Raw genomic sequence first — 21,909 nt, 5'->3', positions numbered from 1 at the left:
GGTGTGGGCATGGAACCGACCTCATCGAACGGGACCGGAGTGCGGCCGGCGCAGCTGGCGGCCTGGAGCCTGGTCGGACTGATCGGGACCATGATGATGATCCCGCTCAACACGGTCATCCCTGCTTTCTTCGCCAAACATACCGCGGCCAGTCTCGCGACCGTTGGCCTCGTGCTGATGGCGGCCAGACTCTATGACGCCGTCGCTGATCCGACGATCGGCTTTCTCTCCGACCGCACTCGTAGCCGGCTGGGACGACGAAAGCCGTGGCTCCTGGCGGGTGGCATTCTGGCCGCCCTGTCCGGCTACTTCCTGTTCAATCCGCATCCAGACTCTGGCGGCCTCTACCTGATTGTCGTCTGCCTCGGCTTCTACACCGCCTACTCGATGATGATGGTGCCCCACAGCGCCTGGGGCAGCGAGCTCTCGCGAAATTACGGCGAACGTTCCGCGATTTCCGGCTTGCTGACCTTTTCCAGCGTTGGCGGTCTTCTGCTCTTCATGGGGCTGCCAGTTCTGCTGTCTTCCCCACTCCTACCGCTCTTTGAATCCGCCGAGATGACGCCGCCGATGTTGCGGCTGCTGGGCTGGTTGTTGGTCATCGCCGCGCCGATCTGCGTGGTCCTTCCCGTCCTTTTCACCCCGCCGGGACAGGTCAGGCCGGTAGAAAAGATGAGCCTGCGGGACCTATTCGCGTCGGTGAAATCAAATCGCCCGTTCTGGCTGTTCATAGCGGCCTACGCCCTGAACGGCCTCGCCTACGGCGTCTACTACGCCACCACCTACATGTTTCTCGATTCGTACATGGGCCTCGCCGACAAGTTCCCCCTGGTCTACGCAACAGGCGCTGTTGCGCAGATGGTTTCCATTCCCGTCTGGACCAGACTCGCGCAGCGCTTCGAGCGGCACCGGATCTGGGCTCTCGGCATCGTGGCCTTCGCCCTTCTGCTGCCCTTGCGCCTGTTGATCCCCGAAGGTGACCTTGCCTTTCCGTTGTTGATGGTCCTGGTCGTGGTCGCCAGCTTCGCGAACGCGGCCTCGCAGGTCCCCCAGATGGCCGTCCTTGCCGACTGCATCGACTACGGTGAACTGGAGACGGGGAAGAACCTGGCCGGATCCTACTACGCCTGGCAGCAATTCGTGCTCAAGGCCGCGCTGGCCGTCGGCGGCGGGTTGGCCTTCTTCGCCCTGGACGCCGTTGGCTTCGATGCGAAGGCCGACCTGCACAGTCGGGCGAGTCTCGAGGGGCTTTCCATGGTCCATACGTTAGGTCCGCTCCTGCTCTTCGTCGGCGCCGGAGCGCTGGTCTGGATCTTTCCAATTTCGCGCAGCCGCCAGGCCGAAATCCGGACGGCGCTTGAGGCGCGCGCGCTTGCAAACCCGTAAGTATCGGACGTCGACATGACCCCCACTGAAGTCCCCTTTGGCAGCTGGAGTTCGCCCTGGTCGATCGAGCAGGTCGCACGCGGCTCGATGTTTCCGCAGTTCTGGGTCGGCCAGCTGGCCGTCGATGATACCGGGATGTACGCCCTGACCCGTCGAGGCGAGGAGGGGGGGCGCGGCGTCGTTCTGAAGCTCGACGGATCGGGTGGCGGCGAGTGTCTGATCCCGCCCGAATACAACGTTCGAACGCAGATTATCGAGTACGGCGGATCAGGCTTCGTCCTCGGAAACGGCGCGTTGTTCTTCATTAATGCCGACCAGCGCTGGTACCGGCGTGACGCCTCGGGAGACATTCGGCCAATCACCGCGGAGGGCGCGGTCCGGTACGGTGCGCCGATCTTCGACGCCGGACGTGGCCGCATCATCTGCGTTCGCGAGGATCACCGCGGGGAAGGGGAGCCGGTCAACACGATCGTGGCCGTCGACCCTGCCGGAGACGAATTCGGGATAGTGCTGGTCGCCGGCGACGATTTCTATGCCTGGCCGGGCCTCAGCCCGGACGGGACCAAGCTGGTCTGGGCTGCCTGGAACAACCCGCACGTCCCCTGGGACGTAACGGGCCTGTTTCTCGCCCATCTGGACGACGACGGGCAGGTCACGCGGATAGAGACCGTTGTGGCCGAGGACGACGAAGTGGCCTGCGATCCGCAGTTCTCGCCCGGCGGCGAACTGGTCTTCGTCTCCGACCGCAGCGACTGGTGGAACTACTACGTCTGGCGCGGCGGCCAGGCCGTGGCGGTGGCGCCGATGAGCCTCGAGTTCGCGCGACCGATCTGGCAGTTGGGCAACAGCGACGTGCGGGTCATCGATGACCGGACCATCCTTGGCGTCTACACGGATGAGGGTGTGAACCGGCTGGGGCTCGTCGACATCGCGACGGGCGTCCTCGAGACACTCAAGCTGCCCTACACATATTTCGCGCGGCTCCAGGTTTTTGAGGGGAAAGCCTATGTGGTGGCTTCGGCCGCGACCCTCCCCGCCGTTGTCGTCGAGATCGATCTGGCGACCCTGGCCACCCGGGAACTGTTGAAGGCGCCGGCGCCGCCGGTGGATCCGGGCTTCGTATCCAGCCCGAAGCACATCACCTTTCCAAGCGCGAAAGGACGGACCGGATACGGGTTTCTCTACATGCCCCGGAACGCGTCGCATGTGGCGCCCAAGGGGACCCTGCCGCCGTTGCTGGTCACCAGCCATGGCGGTCCCACCGGCTGCACAAACACCTGCTTCAACCCGGCCATCCAGCTCTGGACCAGTCGCGGGTTCGCCGTGTTCGACATCAACTACGCTGGCAGCACCGGCTACGGGCGCCCATTCCGGAACCTTTTGAAGGGCGGTTGGGGTGTGGTCGACGTTGAAGATCACGCGGCTGCGGCGAAGCATCTGGCCGCCGAAGGCCTGGTCGATGGAGGCCGACTGGCCGTCCGGGGCTGGAGTGCGGGGGGGTACAATACCTTCGCCTGCCTCGCGTTCTCCGATGTCTTCCATGCGGGCGTTTCGTATTTCGGGATTAGCGACGTGGCGTTGTTTGCCAGCGAAACCCACAAATTCGAAGCTTACTATGCCGACTATCTTGTCGGGCCGCGTGAGACATCACAGGCGCTCTATCGTGAACGCTCGCCGCTCTACAGCGCCGACCAGATGTCCGCGCCGCTGCTGATGCTTCAGGGTGTTCTGGACAAGATCACGCCGCCAAACCAGTCGGAATTGATCCTGGAAAGCCTGAAACGACGCGGCATCCCCGTCGGTTACATTCTGTTCGAGGGAGAAGGGCACGGGTTCCGCAAGGCGGAGACGAACCTGGTTTCGCTCCAGGCCGAGCTGGCCTTCTACGGCCGGGTTTTCGGCTTCGAGCCGGCGGAACCGCTGCCTCCGCTTGTCATTGAAAACGCCGATGCTCTCCCCGGCGGGACAGTCGCCTGAACGCATGATCTGGACCCTGGACATGCCGGATACGCCTGCCTGGAGTGATCGGCTGAAGCGGCGCCTGTCGGAGCTCCATCAGGCTGGCTGCGCCGGGAACGGAACCCCCGGCGCGGTGGTCAACATCGGCCTGTCGGGATCCCGCGAAGCCTGGACCTTCTGCGCCGGCCGGCGGCGCGACGATGCGCCGGGCGACATAGCGCCGGAGACGGCCTTCCATATCGCCTCGGTCGGCAAGGCCATGACCGCGACGCTGCTACTCCAGCTCTGGGAGCGCGGACGGTTGCCGGCCAAGGGTCTCGACACGCCGATCGCGGGGTTCGACGAGCTGGCCGACCTTCTGGTCCACATCCCGGTCCTGACCAATCCGGCGGCGCCGGTAACCCTTCGGCAGATGCTGACCCACACCTCGGGCCTGAGGGACGCCTTCAGCGATGACGGCGAACTCACGGCCGGGCAGAACGGCGGAATGCCGGCCCCCCGATCCCTGAGCGCGGTGCTGAGAAGGGACCAGCCCTCCGACAGGGGCGGGAAGGGGGATTGGCCCGCCTGGGACCCCCAACGACTGCAGGATTCCCGGGCGGGTGTACTCAACTGGTTCATCTGGGGGGCGGAGGCCGCGCGCCCGCCCGTGTTCGCGCCGGGAACCGCCTTCCACTACAGCGACACCGCCTACATGGTGCTGGCGCTGCTAGTCGAACGCCTCGCCGGTAGGTCCTATGGGCAGCTGCTGCGCGACGAAATCTTCGATCCGCTCGGCATGAGCAACACCTTCCTGGCCTATGACGTGTCAGCGCCCGAGGGATGGCGGCGCGAGGTCTCCGATTTCATCTATGGCGGAGAGCCGGCGTTCAGCGCGGGACGCGACGTCTCCTGGGATTGGGGCGGGGGAGGCCAGATCAGCACCGCGCCCGACCTGGGCCTTTTCCTGCGCGGCTTCTTTTCCCGTCGCCTGTTCGCCCGGGCCTCAACCCTGCGCGCGGCAACCCGGTTCATTCGCCCCAGGGGGATGCCGCCAGGGTGCACCGGGTTGGGTCTGGGCGTGCGTCGGCTGACCTCGCCCGGCGGCGTGGACCTCTGGGGCCACGCCGGGGCCTGGAGCGTCCAGGCCTTCTATGCGCCCCGTTTCGACGTCACCATAACCGGCACATTCAATCAGCCGATGCATCTGAATCCGCGATTCCGGACCTGGGTGTTCGAGGTCGCCGACAGTTTGCTGGAGCTGGGCGCGGCGCGATCGGAGCTGTTCTATTGGCCGTGAGGGAGGGCGTATTGCCCGGTCTGATGGTCCACACCGCGTCCGCGTCGGCCTCCGCGCTGGCGCCGCCGCGCCGCGCGGCTCCGGGCCCTGGAAAGTTCGCTGGTCACATCGAGGCGCTGGCGCGGCAGTCGGACAAGCGGCGGGATCCGGAGAAGACGCGCCGCAGGCTGGTCGCCGCCGCAGCGCGCTTTTCGGAGACAGGCAGTTTCGCGGCCATGACCGTCAAGGACGTGACTGGCGCCGCACAGGTGTCGCACGGCGCCTTCTATCTCTACTTCTCGTCGATCGAGCATCTCGTGGCCGAGGTGCTGTCGCAGTTCGTCGACTGGGAATTGCGGACGATGCCGTCGATAGACATGCATGCGCACCCCTTCGAGGTCCGTCTGACCATGGTCCGCTGGTATCAGCTGGGATTCAAGGCCAACGTCGGGCTGATGCGGAACATGGTCCTGTTGAGCGACACGGTTCCGGAAGTCGCCGCAATCTGGCGCCGCCGCGGGCGGGAGATCGTCGATCGGTTCCTCGACTACTACAGGCTCAAGTACCGTCTGGCGCCGGCGGAGTTGAGCCTGCTTCGTATCGCCCATCACGCCGTGGGATCGATGTCGGACCACAGCCTCTTCGCGCGCTACGGGGTGCACGGCGCCGCGGAAACCAGCGAGGAACGCGACGAGGAACTGCTCATCGAACTCCATGCAGCTCTGTCCTACCGGGCGATTTTCGGGGTCGATCCGCCGCTGCACCTGCTCAAGCGAGCGGGCGGTCTGGTATCGCTTGCCACGCTGCTGGAGTAGCGGCCCTCGACCCGTCACGCGGGCGTTCCTGGCCGGCAAGTCCGGGGCGGCCGCCGCAGCCGCCAGGCTGCCCACGACACATCCGCGCTTCGACCAGCGGCGCCGCGCCAATGCGCCCGACGGCCGTCAGGCGGGGTTCTGTGTCGCCAACTCCGATCTCCAGGCCCTCATGCCGGCCACGAACCGGCCGAGGACGGTCCGACAGTTGGTCCACCAGAGCCGACGCCAATCGTCCGAGGGAGGGTAGTAGAAACTGCGAAACCTGCGCTGGTTTTCGACCGCCTCGGGGCTGAGCGGATCGCCATACATATGGTGGTGCATTTCGAGCAACATGGCCTCGCGGAAGTCGTCGCCGAACTCGACGGTGCCCGCCTCGATCGTCGCCGCGGTGAATTGGGCCCGCGGAACCAGTGCAGCCTGGCTGGAATAAAATGGACGCTCAGTGACCAGGTCCGTGTCGTGGGCCTGCGGGCCCAGGATCGAACGCACGCGGTCCTCGGACGCGGTGTCGCCTCCGACGACCACATAGGCGTCGCCATAGTTTCCGACGCCGGTGTGGAGGTCCAGGTAGAGGATCTGACGAGCGGCGGAGGTCTTTTCGACCAGGATCCTGTCCAGCGTCTTCCGCGACCAGGTGGCTCCCCGGCCATTGAAGCAGATGCTCCTGGGCCGGTCGGATTGACCCTTCTTGAGCGAGGCCATGAGGCGCTCCTGGCCGTGGGTCCGGACGAAGGCGGCGCGGGCCGCCAGCCGGGATGTCATGTCGTCGGGCCCTCGCAGTCCGGCAAGGTCGATCACGTCATCGAACGCCATGAACAGGGCGTCAGGCGGCGTCACCTCGTCGCCGTAGTGCAGGTTCTTCATCAGATCGACGTTGTCCTCGTTGACGTACCGCGACCAAGCCGCCCCGTAGGGGTTGATGATGTGGATCAGGACCGCGCGGACGTCGCGGTCGAGGTCCAGCAGATCGTCCGCCTCGGTCAGCAATCCCGTCAGGATCGCCGATCCGGCCAGCGCTTCCGCGCCATGGGTCCCGGTAATCAGAACCAACACATTGGGAGCGTCCGCCGGCCCCATCTCGCAGACCAGCGTTTCCAGGACCTCCCCCGCCGGGCCCCGGCGAGGATTGCGCCACCGCTCGATCGGCGCCCCCCGGAACGCGGCGGCGATCTCGAATTTCGTGACCGCCCCGGCAAAGGTCTCGGAGAACAGGTTGCAAGGGTCGAAGGGCATGCCTGCTGCATCCTCAAAGTTCGCCCGGACTCGAGGCCGGAGAGCGAATCCTCTGGGTCAGATTATATGACCCATAGGTCATGTAAATGGACGGCGGAACCGAAACTCTCGCCACTTGCATTTGACATATATGACTAGCAGGTCATATATTCGGGGCGGATCGGCCGCGAGTCTCCGACGGCCCCGCTGAGGCCCGTCGGGCATGGGGCTCAGCCTGCTGAGGTCGAGGTCCTTCCCATGCCGCTTGTTCAGGTGACACTTCGCAACGGCCGTGATGAGGACCAGATCCGCAGGCTGGCCGAGGAGGTGACGAGCGCCGTGGCCAGGGTGCTTGGGGCGGCGCCCGCGAGCGTGAGGGTCCTTGTCCACGAACTCCCCCCAGGCCGCTGGTTTGTTGCCGGCTCGCCGCTGGACCAACTTGTCGTCGACACGCCCGTCGAAGGGACCGCCAACGGCGAAAATCAATGAGGAGATTGCCTGTGAGCGAAGTGCTGATCGAGGATCGCGGCGCGGTGCGCTGGATTACTCTGAACCGTCCGGAGGTGATGAACGCCATCACCGGCGTCATGCTTCGCGACCTGAATGACGCCCTGAAGGCGGCCGATGACGATGCGGCTGTTCGGGTGATCGTCTTGACGGGGGCAGGGCGCGCCTTCTGCGCTGGTCTTGATCTGAAGCAGGCCGCCGCCGGGGAGGGCATCGGCGGAGCGGGACTGGCGAGCGCCGGCGTCCGGCACTATTCGACCCGCGAGATCTGCACCGTCACGCTGCACCGGATCGACAAGCCCGTGATCGCGGCGATCAACGGCGCCGCGGCGGGCTACGGGCTCGACCTGGCCCTTGGCTGCGACATCCGCCTGATGGCCGACACGGCGGTGCTGTCGCCCGGCTTCGCCAAGCGCGGCATCGTGCCCGAGAGCGGCGGCACCTGGTACCTTCCTCGTCTGCTGGGTTGGGCCAAGGCTTGCGAGGTCGCCATGCTGGGCGAGAACCTGACGGCCGAGCAGTCCGTGGCCTACGGGCTGGCTAACCGCGTTGCGCTGGCGGCTGACCTGGAAGCCGAGGTCACCCGTTGGGCCGAGCGGATCGCCTCGAATGCCCCCCTGGCAATCACGGAGATGAAGCGCCTGTTCCGGCATGGCCAGACGCAGGACTTCGAAAGTCACTCCCATCATGTGCTGATGAGCCTGCTGAACCTGTTCCGTTCGCAGGACTTCGGGGAGGGCGTCCGGTCGTTCATCGAGAAGCGCCCGCCGGTTTTCAAGGGGTCTTAGGTCCACGGCGACGTGTGGGCCTGGACCCTTCGCGTTGAGCGCCGCCAAGCTTCCTCACGGCTGAAGGAGCCTGGCTCGCTCAGATCACCATCTGTAGGGGATCCTCAATCAATGCCTTGAAGACGCTGAGGAAGCGGCCACCGATGGCGCCGTCGACCGCGCGGTGATCGCAGGTCAGGGTCACGGTCATCACGGTGGCGATGGCCAGGGCGCCGTTCTTCACCACCGGACGCGGCTCGCCGGCGCCGACGCTGAGGATGCAGGCTTGCGGCTCGTTGATGATCGAGGCGAAGGACTTGATGCCCATCATGCCCATGTTGGACACCGAGAAGGTGCCGCCCTGGAATTCCTCGGGCTTGAGCTTCTTGTCCCGGGCGCGGGCGGCCAGATCCTTCGTCTCCGTGGCGATCTGCGCCAGGCCCTTGGTCTCGGCGGCGCGGATGATCGGGGTGATCAGGCCGCCGTCGATGCTGACCGCCATGGCGATGTCGGCATGGTGGTGCAGGGCGATACCTTCGGGCGTGTAGCTGGAGTTGGCCTCGGGCACGCGCTTGAGCGCCACGGCCACGGCCTTGATCACCAGGTCGTTGACGCTGACCTTCACGCCGTCCTTCTCGAGCATGGCGTTGATCTTCGTCCGCGCCGCCAGCAGGCCGTCGATCTCCAGATCGATGGTCAGCGGGAAGTGCGGCACGTCGCGGAAGCTGTCGGTCATGCGGCGGGCGATCGTCTTGCGCATGCCGTCGAGCGGGATCAGGTCGTAGCTGCCGGCGGGGATGCCCTGCTGCTCGAGCGACTGGTGCTGGCGAGCGGGGGCGGAGGCCGGAGCTGCGCCGGGCTGGGCGGGCGCTGAAGTCGACGCCTTGCCGCGCGCGGCGTCGACGTCGGCCTTGATCACCCGGCCGTGCGGGCCAGAGCCCTGGATGCTCTTTAGATCCAGACCGGCGGCCTGGGCCAGGCGGCGGGCCAGCGGCGAGGCAAACACGCGCTCGCCGCTCGACCCATTGAGCTTGGGTTCCGGGGCCTTCGTCGTGGCGCCGGTTTCACCGGCGTCCTGCCTGGGCGGCGCGGGCGGTGCGGCCTTCGAGACGGCCGCTGGCGCGGCCTCCTCAGGCTGACGGGCCTTCTTTGAATCGTCATCCCGAGGAGCCGGAGCAGCCGGCGTCTCGAGGGACGAGCCCTCCCCGGCCAGTCTCGCGATCACCGCGTTGACCTTGACGTTCTCGGTCCCGGCGTCGACCAGCAGGGCCTCGACCACGCCCTCATCGACGGCCTCGACCTCCATGGTCGCCTTGTCGGTCTCGATCTCGGCGATGACGTCGCCCGCCTTCACGGTGTCGCCGGCCTTCACGTGCCATTTGGCCAGCGTCCCCTCCTCCATGGTCGGGGACAGGGCGGGCATGAGGATCTCGATCATCACAGATCATCCATGGCAACGAGGGCCGCCGCGGCGGCTTCGACAATCGCCTCCTCGTCCAGACGATAGAGGCCATAGAGGTCGGGGACGTCGCCCGACTGGCCGAACCGGTCGACGCCCAGGGGCGACACGCGTTGACCGCGCACGCCGCCAAGCCACGACAGAGTCGACGGTGGTCCATCGATCACCGTGACCAGGGCCGCATGAGGACTTAGCGCCGACAGCAAGCGCTCGGCGTGGGAGACGTGGGGCTCCCCACGGGCCCTCGCGGCCATGACGGCGCTCCAGTCCCGATGCAGGATGTCGGGGCTCGGCACGGCCAGAAGTCCGACGTCCGGGATGTCCTCCCGAATCTTGTCGAATGCTGACCAGGCGTCCGGTGCGACCGCGCCCGTATAGATGACCGCCAGTTCGGCCCCCTCTCCGGGCGGAACCTGCCAATAGGCGCCGCGGAGGAGATCGCGGAGCTGACTATCGTCCAGGCGTTGCTCGGGTTGGTCCAGGGCGCGCGTGGAGAGGCGCAGATAGACCGAACCGCCATCGACCTTCTGCAAATGGTTGAACGCCCAACGCATGATCTCGGCCAGTTCATCAACGAAGGCGGGCTCGAAATAGGTCAGACCGGCCTGGGCCATGCCGATCAGGGGCGTGTGAATCGACTGATGGGCGCCGCCCTCCGGAGCGAGGGTCAGGCCGCTGGGCGTGGCCACGAGCAGGAAGCGGGCGTCCTGGTAGCAGGCGTAGTTCAGGGCATCGAGACCACGGTTAATGAACGGGTCGTACAGCGTGCCCACGGGAATCAGGCGCTCGCCGAACAGGTCGGCCGACAGTCCCGCGGCCGCCAGCATCAGGAACAGATTGTGCTCCGCGATGCCCAGTTCGATGTGCTGGCCCGAGGGGCCCATCGACCATTTTTGCGGTGAAGGGATGGACGCGTCCTTGAAGACATCCCGGCGGTCCTGGCGCGTGAAGAGACCCCGCTGGTTCACGAAGCCGCCGAGATTGGTCGAGACCGTGACGTCGGGCGACGTCGTGACGATAGCGTCGGCCAACTCACCGCCCGCCCGCGCCAGGTCGTTGAGGATCTTGCCGAACGCGACCTGGGTCGACTGCCGCCCTTCCGGACGCGGGAAGGTCTCCCGATCAGGGACGGAAACCTGGGCTGCGCGATCCGACTCCCTTCGCGACGCGAACGGAGTGGCGGCCAGAAACGCCTCATACTCAGCCGGCGACCGCGGCATGCCCGAGAAACGCTCCCATTCGGCGCCGTGGGGAACACCCACAGCGTCCTGAAATGCCGCCATCTGGGCGACGGTCATCAGGCCAGAGTGGTTGTCCTTGTGGCCCTGAAAGGGCAGGCCTACGCCCTTGATGGTGTAGGTGATGAACAGGCGCGGACGTTCGTCGCTGACCCCGTTGAACTCATTGAGCAGCAGCGGGAGGTCGTGACCGGCCAGGTTGGTCATCAGCGCGCCGAGGGCATCGTCGTCACGCCTGGCCAAGAGTTCGGCCACGCCCGGATCCTTGCCGAGGTCGCCGATCAATCGGGTCCGCCATGCCGCGCCGCCCTGAAAACTGAGGGCCGCGTAGAGGTCATTGGGCGCCGCGTCGATCCAGTCGCGCAGGACATTGCCGCCCGGCTCGGCGAAGGCCTGTTCCATCAACCGGCCATACTTGAGCGTGACCACTTCCCATCCACAGGCGCGGAAGATCTCGTCGAAACGCTCGAACATCCGGTCCGAGGTCGTCGCGTCCAGGCTCTGGCGATTGTAGTCGACGATCCACCAGGTGTTGCGGAGATCGTGTTTGGCGCCCTCGATCAGCGCCTCGTAAATGTTGCCCTCGTCCAGCTCGGCGTCGCCCAATAGCGCGATCATTCGTCCCGCCCGGGAAGGCTCCATGCGGCCATGAGCCAGCAGATAGTCCTGCACCAGTGAGGCGAAGGCCGTAACCGCGACGCCCAGGCCGACCGAGCCGGTCGAGAAGTCCACCTGGTCCTTGTCCTTTGTCCGGGAAGGGTAGGATTGCGCGCCGCCCAGGGCCCGAAAGCGCTGCAACTGATCGAGGGTCTGGCGGCCATAGAGATACTGGATCGCATGAAAGGCAGGGCTGGCGTGCGGCTTGACGGCGATGCGGTCCTCGGGGCGCAGGACGCCAAAGTAGAGTGCCGATAGGATTGTCGCCGACGATGCGGATGATGCCTGGTGTCCGCCAAACTTGAGGCCATCCCGGCTTTCGCGCAGGTGATTGGCGTGGTGAACTGTCCAGGCCGACAGCCAGTGAACCTTGCGATCAAGGTCGCGGATCAACTCATAAGCGTCCGCACCATGGGCGGATTGCCGTTGCTTCTTCAAGGTCCTGGCCTTTTCGACCCCACTGGGTCAGCTGGTCTGCAATGATCAATATGACCAAGGGGTCACTAAATGGAAGTCATGCGCGGTCTGCGATCTAAGGAATTCGGTGCGGGCGGAATCCACTCTTCAGATACTATATGACCGACAGGTCATAAACAAGTCGCGATATGCTGCGCGATGTGGCGGCGCAGAGGGCATCAGTATGGCCCCGCGCCTCCTCTCAAGATTCTCGCTCTGAGCGGGCTTCGCTGTGGTCAGTGGATAAGTCGACGGTGGAGTCAGTCGGCGAACAGGCGGTGTGATTTCGGATACTGGAACTTAGGCGCGATTGGGCGGCAGCCCGGTGTCAGCTACGCGCCACGACCGGCCGTTGACGGTCAGCCAGACTCCGGACGCTCCGAACCTATGCGCTCTTCGGTGTGAACGAGGCGCTCTCCCGCCCGCTACGCGCCGAAAGCGGGACTTGTCCCGTAGCCACGAGCGGACGTTCGCTCGAGCATGCAAGCGCCGGGCTTTTCTTTCGCAGGTGGGTGGAGCCTCAGACTTTGCGGCGAGGCTTGGCGGTCTGGGTCTTGGCGAGGTCTTCGAGGACATTGTTCACCCGGACGCCCATGCCGGCGATATTCGGCTCGGCCATGATGTAGCGGTTGAAGCTACGCACGGGCGCGGCCAGTAGCTTGCGGACCCGCTCGGTGAGTGGGGCGCTGGCGCCGGCGGTGATAGCATCGGTGACCGCCAACAGCAGCTTCAATCGTAGTTGCTCGAAATAGGGCTCCAGACTCCTCTGGCCGCGCAGGCGCGCCTCGGCCGTCATGAGCGCGTCGCGGTCGCCCAGTTGCACCGCAATCCCGGCTAGGGTCAGGACATAGTCCTCGTATTCGTTGGGATTGAGGTGGGCGGTCTCGATCGCGCGCATACGGTCGTCGGCCTCCCGGGCGCGGCCCTGGAACGAGATCGTCTGGGCGAGGAAGATTTCCGCGCGGGCGCTGGCCTCTATGGCGAGGGCGGCGCGGTAAGCCGCTTCGGCGTTCGCCCACTGGCCGGCGGTGCGGAGGAGATCGGCCAAGTCCTCGGTGATCGCCGCCTTGCCGTAGTCGGTGAGGTGAGGGTGAGCCAGCCTGACGTTCAGCAGCGCCTTGGCGCGATGGAAGGCTGCCGGGTCGCGGCGCAGGACGCTGAGATGCTTGAGGATCCAACTCAAGGTCCATTGCGTCGTTTGGTCGAGCTCGGCGTCGTCGCCGCCGAGTTCGAGCTCAAGCGCCGCCTCCAGTTCCTCGGCGGCCTGCTCCTCGTCGCTGTGCAGCAGATACTGGCTCGCCTTGATGGCGCGAAATCGGAGCTGGTCGTCGAGGTCCTCGCTGAGGTGGAGGAGGCGGTCGCAGAGCCTTAAGGTCTTGGTCATTGACCGTTCGTCAGCCAGCAACCCGATGCCGAGACGGAGGATCTCGACATCGGTTTCCTGCAGGCTCAGCGGCCCGAGCTTCTTGAACTCGCGGCGGGCGGCGGCTTTATCGCCGGTGGCCTTGAGCAACGTGTGCGCTTGAAGGAACAGTACCTTGCGCGGCCAGCGCGGGTCGTCGACCACCGGGCGCAGGCGCTCCAGCATGGCTGGCGTCTCGTCCTTGCGGCCGATGTGATAGAGGGTCTCGGCGACCCGGTCGGCGTATTCCGACATGCACTGGATATCGGTGTCGATCAGCGGCTTGATGCCGATGATCCCGGCCCGCATGGCCGGGGCCGTATTGGTGGCGTGCCAGATGGCGTACTGGGTAAAGTCGGCGCGGGCCGCCACCAGTGCTGCGTCGAGGTCCTTCGCCCTCATAGCGACATGGAAGGCCCTGCGCTGGTCGAACCCGGGCAGGTGCGCCTTACAGCAGACCGCGTAGGTCGTGCCAGATCCGCAGAGGCAAGGATCCGTTTCCGCCGGCGTGACCAGCGGTTTCTTCTTTGGCGCGGGTTTGGCCCAGGGCATTGGGAGACCTTAGCCGATCCAAGCGTCTTAGATCAGGAGGTTTGGTTCACTCCCTATCATCTATTGGCTGAAGTAGGTGTCGTTAGCCACCGCAGACCAGTTCAGGCTCCGAACCGCTCGCACATGTGCAACCTGGCGGACGGCACGGACCGGGCGAACCGCTTTCACTCCCCGTACCGGCTTTACTTTCCTCACGGGACGAACCGGCCCGCCGGTCGCATCTTCCGAGAAGAGTGCGGGCCGGTTGTTGCGGTCATATAGCCAGCCATTCTCGAACCAGCCCAGCAGCCGTCCGTTGTAGCCGTAGACCCGGCCTTCGGAGAGATAGCCGACGGGCTTCCCACCCCAAAGGTAGAGGTGCTCCCCATCCTCAACGTAGCAAGTGGCCGCACCGGTACTTGAAAAGAAGTCCATAGCGGTCAGTCCTGGTTGACGTTGTCGCGCGTCGACGTATCGGGATTGTCCCGCACGTACTCGCGCCCGTTGACCTTCACGACGTGGTTTCCGGGGTGCTTCCCCTGCTTCACTTCACGGACGGCTTCTGTCCGCGACACGTTTGGCCGGCTGCCAATGCGGTAGCTTTCGTTGCGACCGCCCGGTCCGTCATTGTTTCCCCTGATCTTTCCCATAGGTGTTTCCCGTTAGCTTGTAGCCTAGGGTTATTTTGTGCTTACAACGCTCGATCGCAAGGTGGATAGTGCAGGTATTGGTGCGTGCGCCGACGCTAGGCGACCACTTCCTCACTATTCTGTCCAGGAGCCGGAATTCTCGCGTGGTGTAAGTCCTGGCCGTCGTGAAGACAGAACCTTTTCGTTCATCGACCAGGTCGCGGGCGCGCAGTGCAAGCTAAGGGACCACTGCGGAAGTCAAAGGTAAAGTGAACTTGCGGATCAGTCGTACGGCCTCGGTTTGAGACAGTGGCCAATCGAAAAGTCGATTTTCGTCCCATCGGCTCTGATTACCCAGAAGCACCTCTTTGAAAACTGTGGGACATCTTGAGGCGGCGTGTTGACCTCGAAACCTGCGATGCCGGTCCCGACCTTTTCCTCACACTCATCGTGGCGCTCGAGGAGCGCGGACAGATCGGTTGCGTCTTCAGCGCTAACGCGATCACCGATCTGGTATCGGTTCAGCATAGCTGCGAAGAACGCCGTCGCGTCTCCAGCTTTATCGAACGATCGCGTAGCGAGCGCAATTCTTCGTGCCCTTCCCATCCCGATCTCCTTGTGGGGAAATTAACATGCGTCGCGGCCGCGTCTACCATGTCGGCGCAGCGCAGTGCCATCGGGCTGGTGGCTGGATGACGGCCAAATTAGCTGTGCCAGAGCCGCGCAACCGAAGGCGTCGTATCGGGGAGCTGGCAGTATCCGAAGGCTGGGACGACTGTGATAATCCCGCGGGCCGTCATCTGGGAACAGCGGGTGGCAGTGGCTCGCCAAGCAATCTCTCGCGCAATTCCCGCACGATGATGAGGGGTATCCCCGCGCTTTCCAAAACGTCGGCGTTGGCCCGCATCCAGTCGCGGCAAGCGTCTTGGTCGAGATCGTCGCTCGCGATAACCTCGTATAGCGCGACGGCGCTCATCCTAGAGAGGCCCAGCTCCATCAGCGAGAGCAGCGTTCGGGCCGAGATGCCAAACTCGAGAGCCAGCCCTATGTCGAGGCGATCGCGAAGAAGATCGGCACGTCCAATGCCGTCTAGGTGCACCCTTAGGACATCCATGTAGGCGGCGATGTATTTCGGTGCGGCGAACCGCGCGGTCTGCTCGACCATCTCCATCGTCTGTCGGCAGACCTTCGGGATGTCGACAGCCTTCCCGCTCCTTCGGAGATTCTCAACGCGCTTCTTTATCATGCGGGCGAGTGACCAGCCGCGGAGCCAGCGCTGAACGGTTACGGCATGACCGTAGATCAGCTCGTCCGGCTTGAAGGCTGGATAGAGGTGATCGTTGATCGCCTGCATCACGAACATCATGGAGGCCACCGCCTCGTCATCCTCGGTGGCCGCTGGCACGAGATCCTCGGGTTCGCCCGGATGCCGCTCGAAGAACTCGAGGAGTGATTGCATCGCGATGGCACTTACGCCCGGATGCCGTGCAACCAGCGTTGGCGGCAGTCGATTGCCTTTGCAGAGCTCGGCGAGAGCGTTGTCCAATGCCGCGATGAAGCTCGGATCGTGCCTCTTCGCGAATGCGGCATCAGCGACAGAGCCAGCTCGGAGGAATGTCGAGATCAAATAGGACGAGACCTGTTCGAGCTTGGAGCGGCGGCCGACTTCGTCCATCGACATGCCCGCGCGCCCGTTCAAGAAGCCGAGCAGCTCCTCAGAACCTTCCATAACGAGGTCCGTTTCACGCTTGATCTCGTAACGCGCGCGCTTGGGAACGCCGTGCGGCCACGCTTCTTTCTCGTGAGGATCGATGCAGACGATCTTGCCCTGGAACTCGTCGCCCCATCGACCCGCCCGACCGGCCAAGTTCCAGAAGTCGTGCGCCAGCATGTGCTTGCCACTTCCCTTCCTTGGGCCGCGGAGCACGATCATCCGGCAAGAGAGGTTGACGCCCTCGATTAAGGTCGACGTGCATACGAGGAAGCGGATCTTGCCGGACTTGAAGAGCCGCTCGATCTCCGAGCGCAGTAGCGAGGGCATGTTGCCGTAGTGGAATGCTACACCGCGCTCGACGAGGGGCGCGAGGAGATAGCCCGGATGGACCCCCTTCCGCGAGAGATCTGCAAGGGCCGCCAGTTCAGGATCGACGTCGCCACGAACCGCCCGCTGGTTCAGCAGGAACGCGATTTTCTCTGCCTCGTCGGGACCGTTAGCGTATATCAACGTGCCCGAGCGCTGACCCGTCAGGGCCTCGGCGATGAAGGCTATCCTTTTCCGGAGCCCCACCGGACGGTTCGTCAGGCTGAGGATGCCGATGTTCTCGGGCTCGTCGCCACGCCGGACGGCGAGCTCGAATTTGGTGGTTTGCCGTCGGACCTGCTGCGCGAACAGCACGTTTTGGAGCACCGTCGGCGCATCGCTGTCGACCACCCGGCGATCAACTGAGGCCGGCGCGTCGTCTAGCAGGGTGTGGGGGTTCTGTGTCGCCGGACTGATGAAGACCGCCCGAACCTTGGGGCTTGCCCGCGTTACCCGCTCGATCGCATCCTGCAGTATCACGCCGCGCTTCGTGTCGCCGATCTTGTGAGCCTCATCGACGATCAGTAGGTCGATCTCCATCTCGTCCGAGAGTGCGTTGGCGAACAGGTGCAGCCGCTCCTGCGTGAAGACCGCAACGAGCGGAGGTCCGCCGTCCCTCATCGCCAGATATTCGTCTGTCAGTGGGAGCGAGCTGACCCGGATCTGATCTGCGCCAATGCCTGTGCCGGCAAGCATGTCCCTGAGGTTCGTCTCGGTCTCACCGACGAGCGCGCGGGTCGGAGCGAGGTATATCACCATCCGAGCGCGCTTCGCCCGCATCTGGTCCAGCAGCCACTGCAAAACCAAGTACGTCTTCCCGCACGCGGTCGGTGCCGACGCGGACATCCATCCGCGGTCGTCCTGGGCGCCGGTCCAGAAAGACCGCTGGAAGGCGTTCACCTCTAGGATTCCGCCATCGGCCTCGAGGACCACGGAGTTCATCAAGCGGTTCCGCGTCAGCTCCAGCCGCGCGCCGACGCCCAGACGGGCATCGAGATCCCTTTCGACCTCACCCCGCCTCTGCGCGAGCCCAACCGCCAGCTTGTTGGAAAGCTGCTCGAACAGCACCGCCGCAGCATCGCGCGTCGGGCCACGTTCCGCCAATGTCATCGACGAAGTCGCGATCAGTAGCGCCGCCTCGCGCGGCGCTCGAGCCTCGGAGCGCGCCAGGATGCTGCCGGCGAGGAGTAGTCGATTCCAATCGATTGCGTTCAGAGCCTTTCCAATGGCTTCGGCCGGCTCGACGCTCTCGAGTTCTTGTAGCGCGTTGACCTTGGACAGCAGTGCGAGGTCGCTCGCCACGCCCTCGGCGAGAAGCCACTCGATCAGATCATCCTTGGTCATTTGCCAAGTCCCAGCGAGTCTAGGACCGCCAAGCGGAAGGCTTCGGCGTCAGGAAGCGGGAGGCAGAGAAACTCGATCTGACAGTCGGTGAGTTTCTCAAGGGTCAGTCGGTTCGCGACGTTTTTGGACCAAGTCTTGAGCGCCTCCCTTGATGCATCGACGATGTCACTCGCACCACACTTTCCGCCGGCGGTCGGGTAGGCTTCGCTGTCGAAGCCAACTAGGGCGACCGCGCGATATCGCTTTCTTTTCACGAGCGGATCCGTCTGATCGAAGAAGCGGCGAAGCGAGGCATTGAGGTCAGGCTTTCCGAGATCGGCCCGCTCACTCAACAGCACGAGGTCGCGTTCTCGCCTAGCCGCCTCTCCCTCCTCCTCCTCTAGAAACGGCTTCAATGAGCTAAGGCATTCTCGAATCGCCTTGGCTGGGTCGGAGTGGATCTTGGACTCCCCCCAATAGAGGTTCAGCACGCCGTCATCGTCGACGTTGGCGTAAACGCCATCTGCGCCGTGGTAGTGAACCTGCGCACTTGTCTTGAGCGACATCTTGCAGAGGATCTGCGGCAAATTGAGGAAGCGTTCAGCGAGCAGATAGAGGAGGAGTTCGCCGCCTTCGCCCGACGTCTTCAGATCGGTGAACGTACCTAACGCGCGATGGTAGAGTTCGATCGTGGCGGCGGAACCGCCTTCCCGATTGTCTCGCTCCTTTGCGCGCTGGCGTGCCTCGTGCGGGATTGCATAGTCGATCACCGCCGAGCGCATAAACTCGGCGAGTCGAATTGGGCTCACGCGTCCGTCTGCGTCCACTTTCAAGGAATGACAGTGGATGTGGACCTTGCAGCCCTCAACTACGATATCGCGCTCCACCAGATCGAGGTGGACCTCCAGAGTGTTGGGTTTGGACGCGATCGCCTGCTCGAAGTCTGCCAGGGACAGTGGGGCCAGCACGTTAGTGTCAATCACGCCTAATTCCCTGCATTCCAAGTCCAATATTCACTAATACTTACCAGCCGTCCCAATAACTAACCACCGCTTGCGCTAGACCGACCTCAAGGGATCGGTGCCTGCATCACAGCCCTCTCGTCAGAGTCGCGTGGGCTGGCCCCGCTCAATGGCTATTCCTGACAGACCACCCGCCCGAACGCGCCCACTTCGCTGCAGGCAGACACGAAAGTCATCAGCAGCCAATAGAGCTGAACGAAATGGGGTGACGGGGCGTGTCCGGCCCTGATGTCGAGCAAGGCGTCGCTGACGCTCTGCTTGCTCAGCGAGGAGGTTACGACATAAGCGCGACGCGTCATGTCCGGGGTCGAGCGCACTGCGCCGATCGCGTCCGGAATCGTCGCGATGTCACCGCGGACGACGCGATGGATAGCCGACGTCACCCTGTCCTTGGTGTAGACGCCCGCCCAGGAGGCGACCTTGCGCCCTATCTCACTGTCCGGCAGCGCCATGTTGCCCAAGTTCTTGAGCGCTTGGCTGACCGCTTCATGAAAAGGCGACGCGCCCAGCGACAGCCCCTTATGCTTGGCATGGTAGAAGGTGACCGTCGGCGGCGTGGCCAAGGTGTTCAGCCCGATAAAATCCGCCCACTCGTCGCCGAGATCATCGCACATCAGCACGTCGTCCTGACGAGCGATCTGGTTGACTACCACCCCGAACACCGAATTCGGATCGAACACGGTCTGAACCGGCGTCAATCCGCCCTTTTCGCTGACTACGTCAGCCAGCCCGCGCTCGGTAATCAGGTATCTCAGCAGGTCTTCGCCCCCCGCCGCAAAAACATCGTCGCGGTACAGGTTGCCGTCGATGTAGGCCAAGGCCACATCCTCGAAGAGGACGATGAAGCGGCTTTCGCGGTTGATGTAAGACCGCAGGGACTGCCCCTCCGGATCCTCGCCAAGAGCCGCAGCCCTACGTTCGACGGTCAGGCTTTCCGCGGCCGCCAGATCAAGACTGCGCAGGCTAATGCGCCCCTTGTTGATCTTGAGTTTGCCTAATGTTCGACGGCGGCCCTCGGTGGGCTCCAAGCGGAGCTCTTTCCTAACCGTGCGGACCGCCAAACTCGCGCCCAGCGAATCGAGGACGCCCGCCGCCTCACCGTGGGATAGAGCAACCGGCTGTCCCTCATCCTCTCTCACGAGCCGCAGCAGGCCGTGCTCATCCAGAAGCTCTTCGGCCAATAACGCCGTATTGACCGAAAAGAAGGTGGGCTGCAGGCGGCCTCCGTGGGTCGCCAGGCTAACTGACCGCGCGAATGTCCGCAAAAATGCAGCGACCGGAGCGTTTTGATTTATGAGCTCCTCGATCATGCCCACACACCACGGCACGAGCTCTTCGTGCCCGGCCGTGTCTGATCGCTGCGAGATGCGTCCCGTACTGGGCGTCGTGGTAAAATGCCCGTCATCGCGGCGCAGCGTATAGCCCTGAGGCGCGAACCGACTGCTGCCGGCGGGACCCACGACGTTTCGCAAGTCTTCCGATTCCAGCATCTTTGCTCGCAGGACGTGCTTCGACGGGCTGAGGTTGCGCAGGCGCATCTTCTCAAAAATGGCGTCGCTGTGGGCAAGCGCCGCCTCAACCCGTTCGGCGTCTATCCGGTCCAGATGCCTGGACTTGAAGGCCGTCGTCAGATCGAGGCCGGACTTAAGGACGGCGACCTTACCCCCATGTTCTACAAGCATGAGGAAACCGTAGACCCGCTCCTTCAGCCGCGGGGGAGGATCGAGAAAGCCTGGGTTCCGGTGATGGGCGAAGCAAATGGCCGACCATCGGGCCCCATTGATGGCCTCCCGAACATGGCGAAATAGGTTCTGCGTGGGCTCGATCGCTTGCCGCCTCAGATCGCGAAACAGCTCATCGACGGCCTTGTCGGTAATGCGCTCAGCCACGTCATAGAAATAGGCCGCCTTCGGCGCATGTAAGTTCTGGATCATCGCCTACCCCCGTAGAGACCAATCATCCGCCTGTTGAGGAATTGGATCAACCTTTCCGTGTTAGTCTGATGCCAGACATCCCGTGGCGGGTTTAAGCGCGCGGATCCAAGCGTCTGTTCACAAAGGGGCGCTAGAATGATCGAGGTGTCCTAGAACCCTTATTTCAGCTCCGAGCACGACGAAGGCCAAACCCCGGGTGTGCTGGGCGGGTATCATCCATGCCTGCAAGGAGGCCTACCATCGCGTCGCCGGCCCACCGGATGATCGACCCGTGGTGCAGCAACGACGCCTTCCTGTCCCAACGTAGGCGTGTCCAGCGCGTCCGCTTGTCGCAGGCAGGCAAATGTCCGCTTCTGGCGCACAGCCGACCTGAAGGCCTAGTTTTCGTTCAGACCAAATCCTCGCGTGTGCAGCCGGGCCTTCCACCCCGCTTCAGCCCGAATGGTCTCCGTGGAGGGCAAGTCCGGCGAGAGTCGCTGCAGAATGCTGAACCGCAAGTCCTGGGGCCGGCTTTCCCGCAAGCGCTTGTTCCCGCCGTGCCCGGTCCGGGCGTACTGCACCCAGCGGCCGAGGATGTTGTCAGCTCCGTAGGCGGAGCCGACGTAGCCGGCCCGCCGCTCTTCATCGAATATGAAGTACACGCCGCGCCACTCGGCCAGCGCGGCCCGCCAGGAGGCGGGCAGCACCGACAGCTGCTCCCAGGTCAGAACGATGTCCTCCCAGTCCGGCATCCCCGGAACGAACAGGCTCTCCTGGGTGACGGCCCGAAGGTCGAGGCGTGCATTGCCCGCCCAGCGCCACCAGGACCGCATGGCCGGCCAGGCCACGACAAGCTTGCCAATCCAGTCCCGATAGCCGGAATGCTCCTCCAGCTCGAACCACAAGCAGTCGGGCGTGTCCTCAGCGTTGCCGGACATGCCCAACTGGACGAGCTCCCTCTGGCCTGGGGCCGCCCAGTAGCCGGCCACGTCCAAAGGTCTATGCGCACCGATGTCATAAATGCCCGCGAACACGGCCTCGCCGGATTCAAGGGCGAGGAACGAGGCCAGGTAGCGGGCCTTGAGCATGGCCTGCTCGACCCGCGGCCATTGGGTCTGGTGATAGACCTTGAACAGGTCTCTCCGCTCGGCGGCGATCCAGGGCAGGACCTTCTGCAGTTCACGCTCAACAGGTGTGTGTCGGAGGAGAAGGACCTCTGCGGGATTGATCCCGGCTTCAACAAGCAAGGTGTTGAAGGTGATCACGGCGCGAACGTGGAGACCAAATACATATTT

General features: G+C 64.1%; 17 protein-coding genes. 6 read left to right on the top strand and 11 right to left on the bottom strand.

Features of this window, described 5'->3' with window-relative positions:
* Positions 1–9: 9 nt before the first annotated feature.
* Genes ACODSL_RS08655 through ACODSL_RS08640 form a run of 4 tightly spaced genes read left to right on the top strand, consistent with a single transcriptional unit; the run spans position 10 to position 5,418 of the window.
* Positions 10–1,386 carry an MFS transporter gene (locus ACODSL_RS08655; RefSeq protein ID WP_488900260.1) on the top strand — a complete coding sequence of 459 codons (1,377 nt, stop codon included), beginning with the start codon at positions 10–12 and terminating at the stop codon, positions 1,384–1,386.
* 15 nt (positions 1,387–1,401) lie between these two features.
* On the top strand, positions 1,402–3,363 hold the full coding sequence (locus tag ACODSL_RS08650; protein WP_488900259.1) for a S9 family peptidase: 1,962 nt from the start codon (positions 1,402–1,404) through the stop codon (positions 3,361–3,363).
* Positions 3,364–3,367: 4 nt separating this feature from the next.
* The gene (locus ACODSL_RS08645; RefSeq protein ID WP_488900258.1) at positions 3,368–4,624 is read left to right on the top strand and encodes a serine hydrolase domain-containing protein; all 1,257 of its coding nucleotides are present in this window, start codon (positions 3,368–3,370) and stop codon (positions 4,622–4,624) included.
* 11 nt (positions 4,625–4,635) lie between these two features.
* On the top strand, positions 4,636–5,418 hold the full coding sequence (locus ACODSL_RS08640; protein ID WP_488900257.1) for a TetR/AcrR family transcriptional regulator: 783 nt from the start codon (positions 4,636–4,638) through the stop codon (positions 5,416–5,418).
* Positions 5,419–5,544: 126 nt separating this feature from the next.
* Here the strand turns inward: ACODSL_RS08640 and ACODSL_RS08635 are convergent, their stop codons facing one another.
* Complete coding sequence (locus ACODSL_RS08635; RefSeq protein ID WP_488900256.1) at positions 5,545–6,651, bottom strand: DUF2817 domain-containing protein; 1,107 nt, start codon at positions 6,649–6,651, stop codon at positions 5,545–5,547.
* Positions 6,652–6,888: 237 nt separating this feature from the next.
* Here ACODSL_RS08635 and ACODSL_RS08630 point away from each other — a divergent pair, with 237 nt between their 5' ends.
* Positions 6,889–7,119 (top strand): tautomerase family protein, encoded by a 231-nt coding sequence (locus tag ACODSL_RS08630; RefSeq protein ID WP_488900255.1) that lies wholly within the window; start codon positions 6,889–6,891, stop codon positions 7,117–7,119.
* Positions 7,120–7,130: 11 nt separating this feature from the next.
* Positions 7,131–7,925: an enoyl-CoA hydratase/isomerase family protein gene (locus ACODSL_RS08625; RefSeq protein WP_488900254.1), complete on the top strand. Its 795-nt coding sequence runs from the start codon at positions 7,131–7,133 to the stop codon at positions 7,923–7,925.
* Positions 7,926–8,004: 79 nt separating this feature from the next.
* Here ACODSL_RS08625 and ACODSL_RS08620 read toward each other — a convergent pair whose 3' ends face one another.
* The 10 genes from ACODSL_RS08620 to ACODSL_RS08575 form a co-directional block, all read right to left on the bottom strand.
* On the bottom strand, positions 8,005–9,345 hold the full coding sequence (locus ACODSL_RS08620) for a pyruvate dehydrogenase complex dihydrolipoamide acetyltransferase (protein WP_488900253.1): 1,341 nt from the start codon (positions 9,343–9,345) through the stop codon (positions 8,005–8,007).
* Positions 9,342–11,696 (bottom strand): transketolase, encoded by a 2,355-nt coding sequence (locus ACODSL_RS08615; protein ID WP_488900252.1) that lies wholly within the window; start codon positions 11,694–11,696, stop codon positions 9,342–9,344. The genes ACODSL_RS08620 and ACODSL_RS08615 overlap by 4 nt, the downstream gene beginning before the upstream one ends.
* Positions 11,697–12,234: 538 nt before the next feature.
* Positions 12,235–13,668 (bottom strand): SEC-C domain-containing protein, encoded by a 1,434-nt coding sequence (locus tag ACODSL_RS08610; protein WP_488900251.1) that lies wholly within the window; start codon positions 13,666–13,668, stop codon positions 12,235–12,237.
* 60 nt (positions 13,669–13,728) lie between these two features.
* Positions 13,729–14,082 carry a 4-fold beta flower protein gene (locus ACODSL_RS08605; RefSeq protein WP_488900250.1) on the bottom strand — a complete coding sequence of 118 codons (354 nt, stop codon included), beginning with the start codon at positions 14,080–14,082 and terminating at the stop codon, positions 13,729–13,731.
* 5 nt (positions 14,083–14,087) lie between these two features.
* Entirely contained in the window at positions 14,088–14,297 is a 210-nt protein-coding gene (locus tag ACODSL_RS08600; protein WP_488900249.1) for a DUF3892 domain-containing protein, read from the bottom strand.
* A 261-nt stretch (positions 14,298–14,558) separates the two neighbouring features.
* Positions 14,559–14,804: a DCL family protein gene (locus tag ACODSL_RS08595; protein ID WP_488900299.1), complete on the bottom strand. Its 246-nt coding sequence runs from the start codon at positions 14,802–14,804 to the stop codon at positions 14,559–14,561.
* 268 nt (positions 14,805–15,072) lie between these two features.
* Positions 15,073–17,700 carry a DEAD/DEAH box helicase gene (locus tag ACODSL_RS08590; RefSeq protein ID WP_488900248.1) on the bottom strand — a complete coding sequence of 876 codons (2,628 nt, stop codon included), beginning with the start codon at positions 17,698–17,700 and terminating at the stop codon, positions 15,073–15,075.
* Entirely contained in the window at positions 17,697–18,662 is a 966-nt protein-coding gene (locus ACODSL_RS08585; protein ID WP_488900247.1) for a HamA C-terminal domain-containing protein, read from the bottom strand. Before ACODSL_RS08585 ends, ACODSL_RS08590 begins: the two co-directional genes overlap by 4 nt.
* A 152-nt stretch (positions 18,663–18,814) precedes the next feature.
* Positions 18,815–20,635: a hypothetical protein gene (locus ACODSL_RS08580; RefSeq protein WP_488900246.1), complete on the bottom strand. Its 1,821-nt coding sequence runs from the start codon at positions 20,633–20,635 to the stop codon at positions 18,815–18,817.
* A 377-nt stretch (positions 20,636–21,012) separates the two neighbouring features.
* Positions 21,013–21,879, bottom strand: coding sequence for a GIY-YIG nuclease family protein (locus ACODSL_RS08575; RefSeq protein WP_488900245.1), 867 nt, complete (start codon positions 21,877–21,879; stop codon positions 21,013–21,015).
* Positions 21,880–21,909: the final 30 nt, after the last annotated feature.

The organism is Caulobacter sp. FG121, from assembly GCF_057809815.1.
Note: the sequence above shows the minus strand (reverse complement) of the source record. Positions and strands in the feature narration are given on the sequence as shown.

Excerpts from the sequence above, each read along its gene's own strand:
- ACODSL_RS08655 (WP_488900260.1), top strand. The coding sequence starts at position 10 with ATGGAACCGACCTCATCGAACGGGACCGGAGTGCGGCCGGCGCAGCTG.
- ACODSL_RS08650 (WP_488900259.1), top strand. The coding sequence starts at position 1,402 with ATGACCCCCACTGAAGTCCCCTTTGGCAGCTGGAGTTCGCCCTGGTCG.
- ACODSL_RS08645 (WP_488900258.1), top strand. The coding sequence starts at position 3,368 with ATGATCTGGACCCTGGACATGCCGGATACGCCTGCCTGGAGTGATCGG.
- ACODSL_RS08635 (WP_488900256.1), bottom strand. The coding sequence starts at position 6,651 with ATGCCCTTCGACCCTTGCAACCTGTTCTCCGAGACCTTTGCCGGGGCG.
- ACODSL_RS08630 (WP_488900255.1), top strand. The coding sequence starts at position 6,889 with ATGCCGCTTGTTCAGGTGACACTTCGCAACGGCCGTGATGAGGACCAG.
- ACODSL_RS08610 (WP_488900251.1), bottom strand. The coding sequence starts at position 13,668 with ATGCCCTGGGCCAAACCCGCGCCAAAGAAGAAACCGCTGGTCACGCCG.
- ACODSL_RS08605 (WP_488900250.1), bottom strand. The coding sequence starts at position 14,082 with ATGGACTTCTTTTCAAGTACCGGTGCGGCCACTTGCTACGTTGAGGAT.
- ACODSL_RS08600 (WP_488900249.1), bottom strand. The coding sequence starts at position 14,297 with ATGGGAAAGATCAGGGGAAACAATGACGGACCGGGCGGTCGCAACGAA.
- ACODSL_RS08595 (WP_488900299.1), bottom strand. The coding sequence starts at position 14,804 with ATGCTGAACCGATACCAGATCGGTGATCGCGTTAGCGCTGAAGACGCA.
- ACODSL_RS08590 (WP_488900248.1), bottom strand. The coding sequence starts at position 17,700 with ATGACCAAGGATGATCTGATCGAGTGGCTTCTCGCCGAGGGCGTGGCG.
- ACODSL_RS08580 (WP_488900246.1), bottom strand. The coding sequence starts at position 20,635 with ATGATCCAGAACTTACATGCGCCGAAGGCGGCCTATTTCTATGACGTG.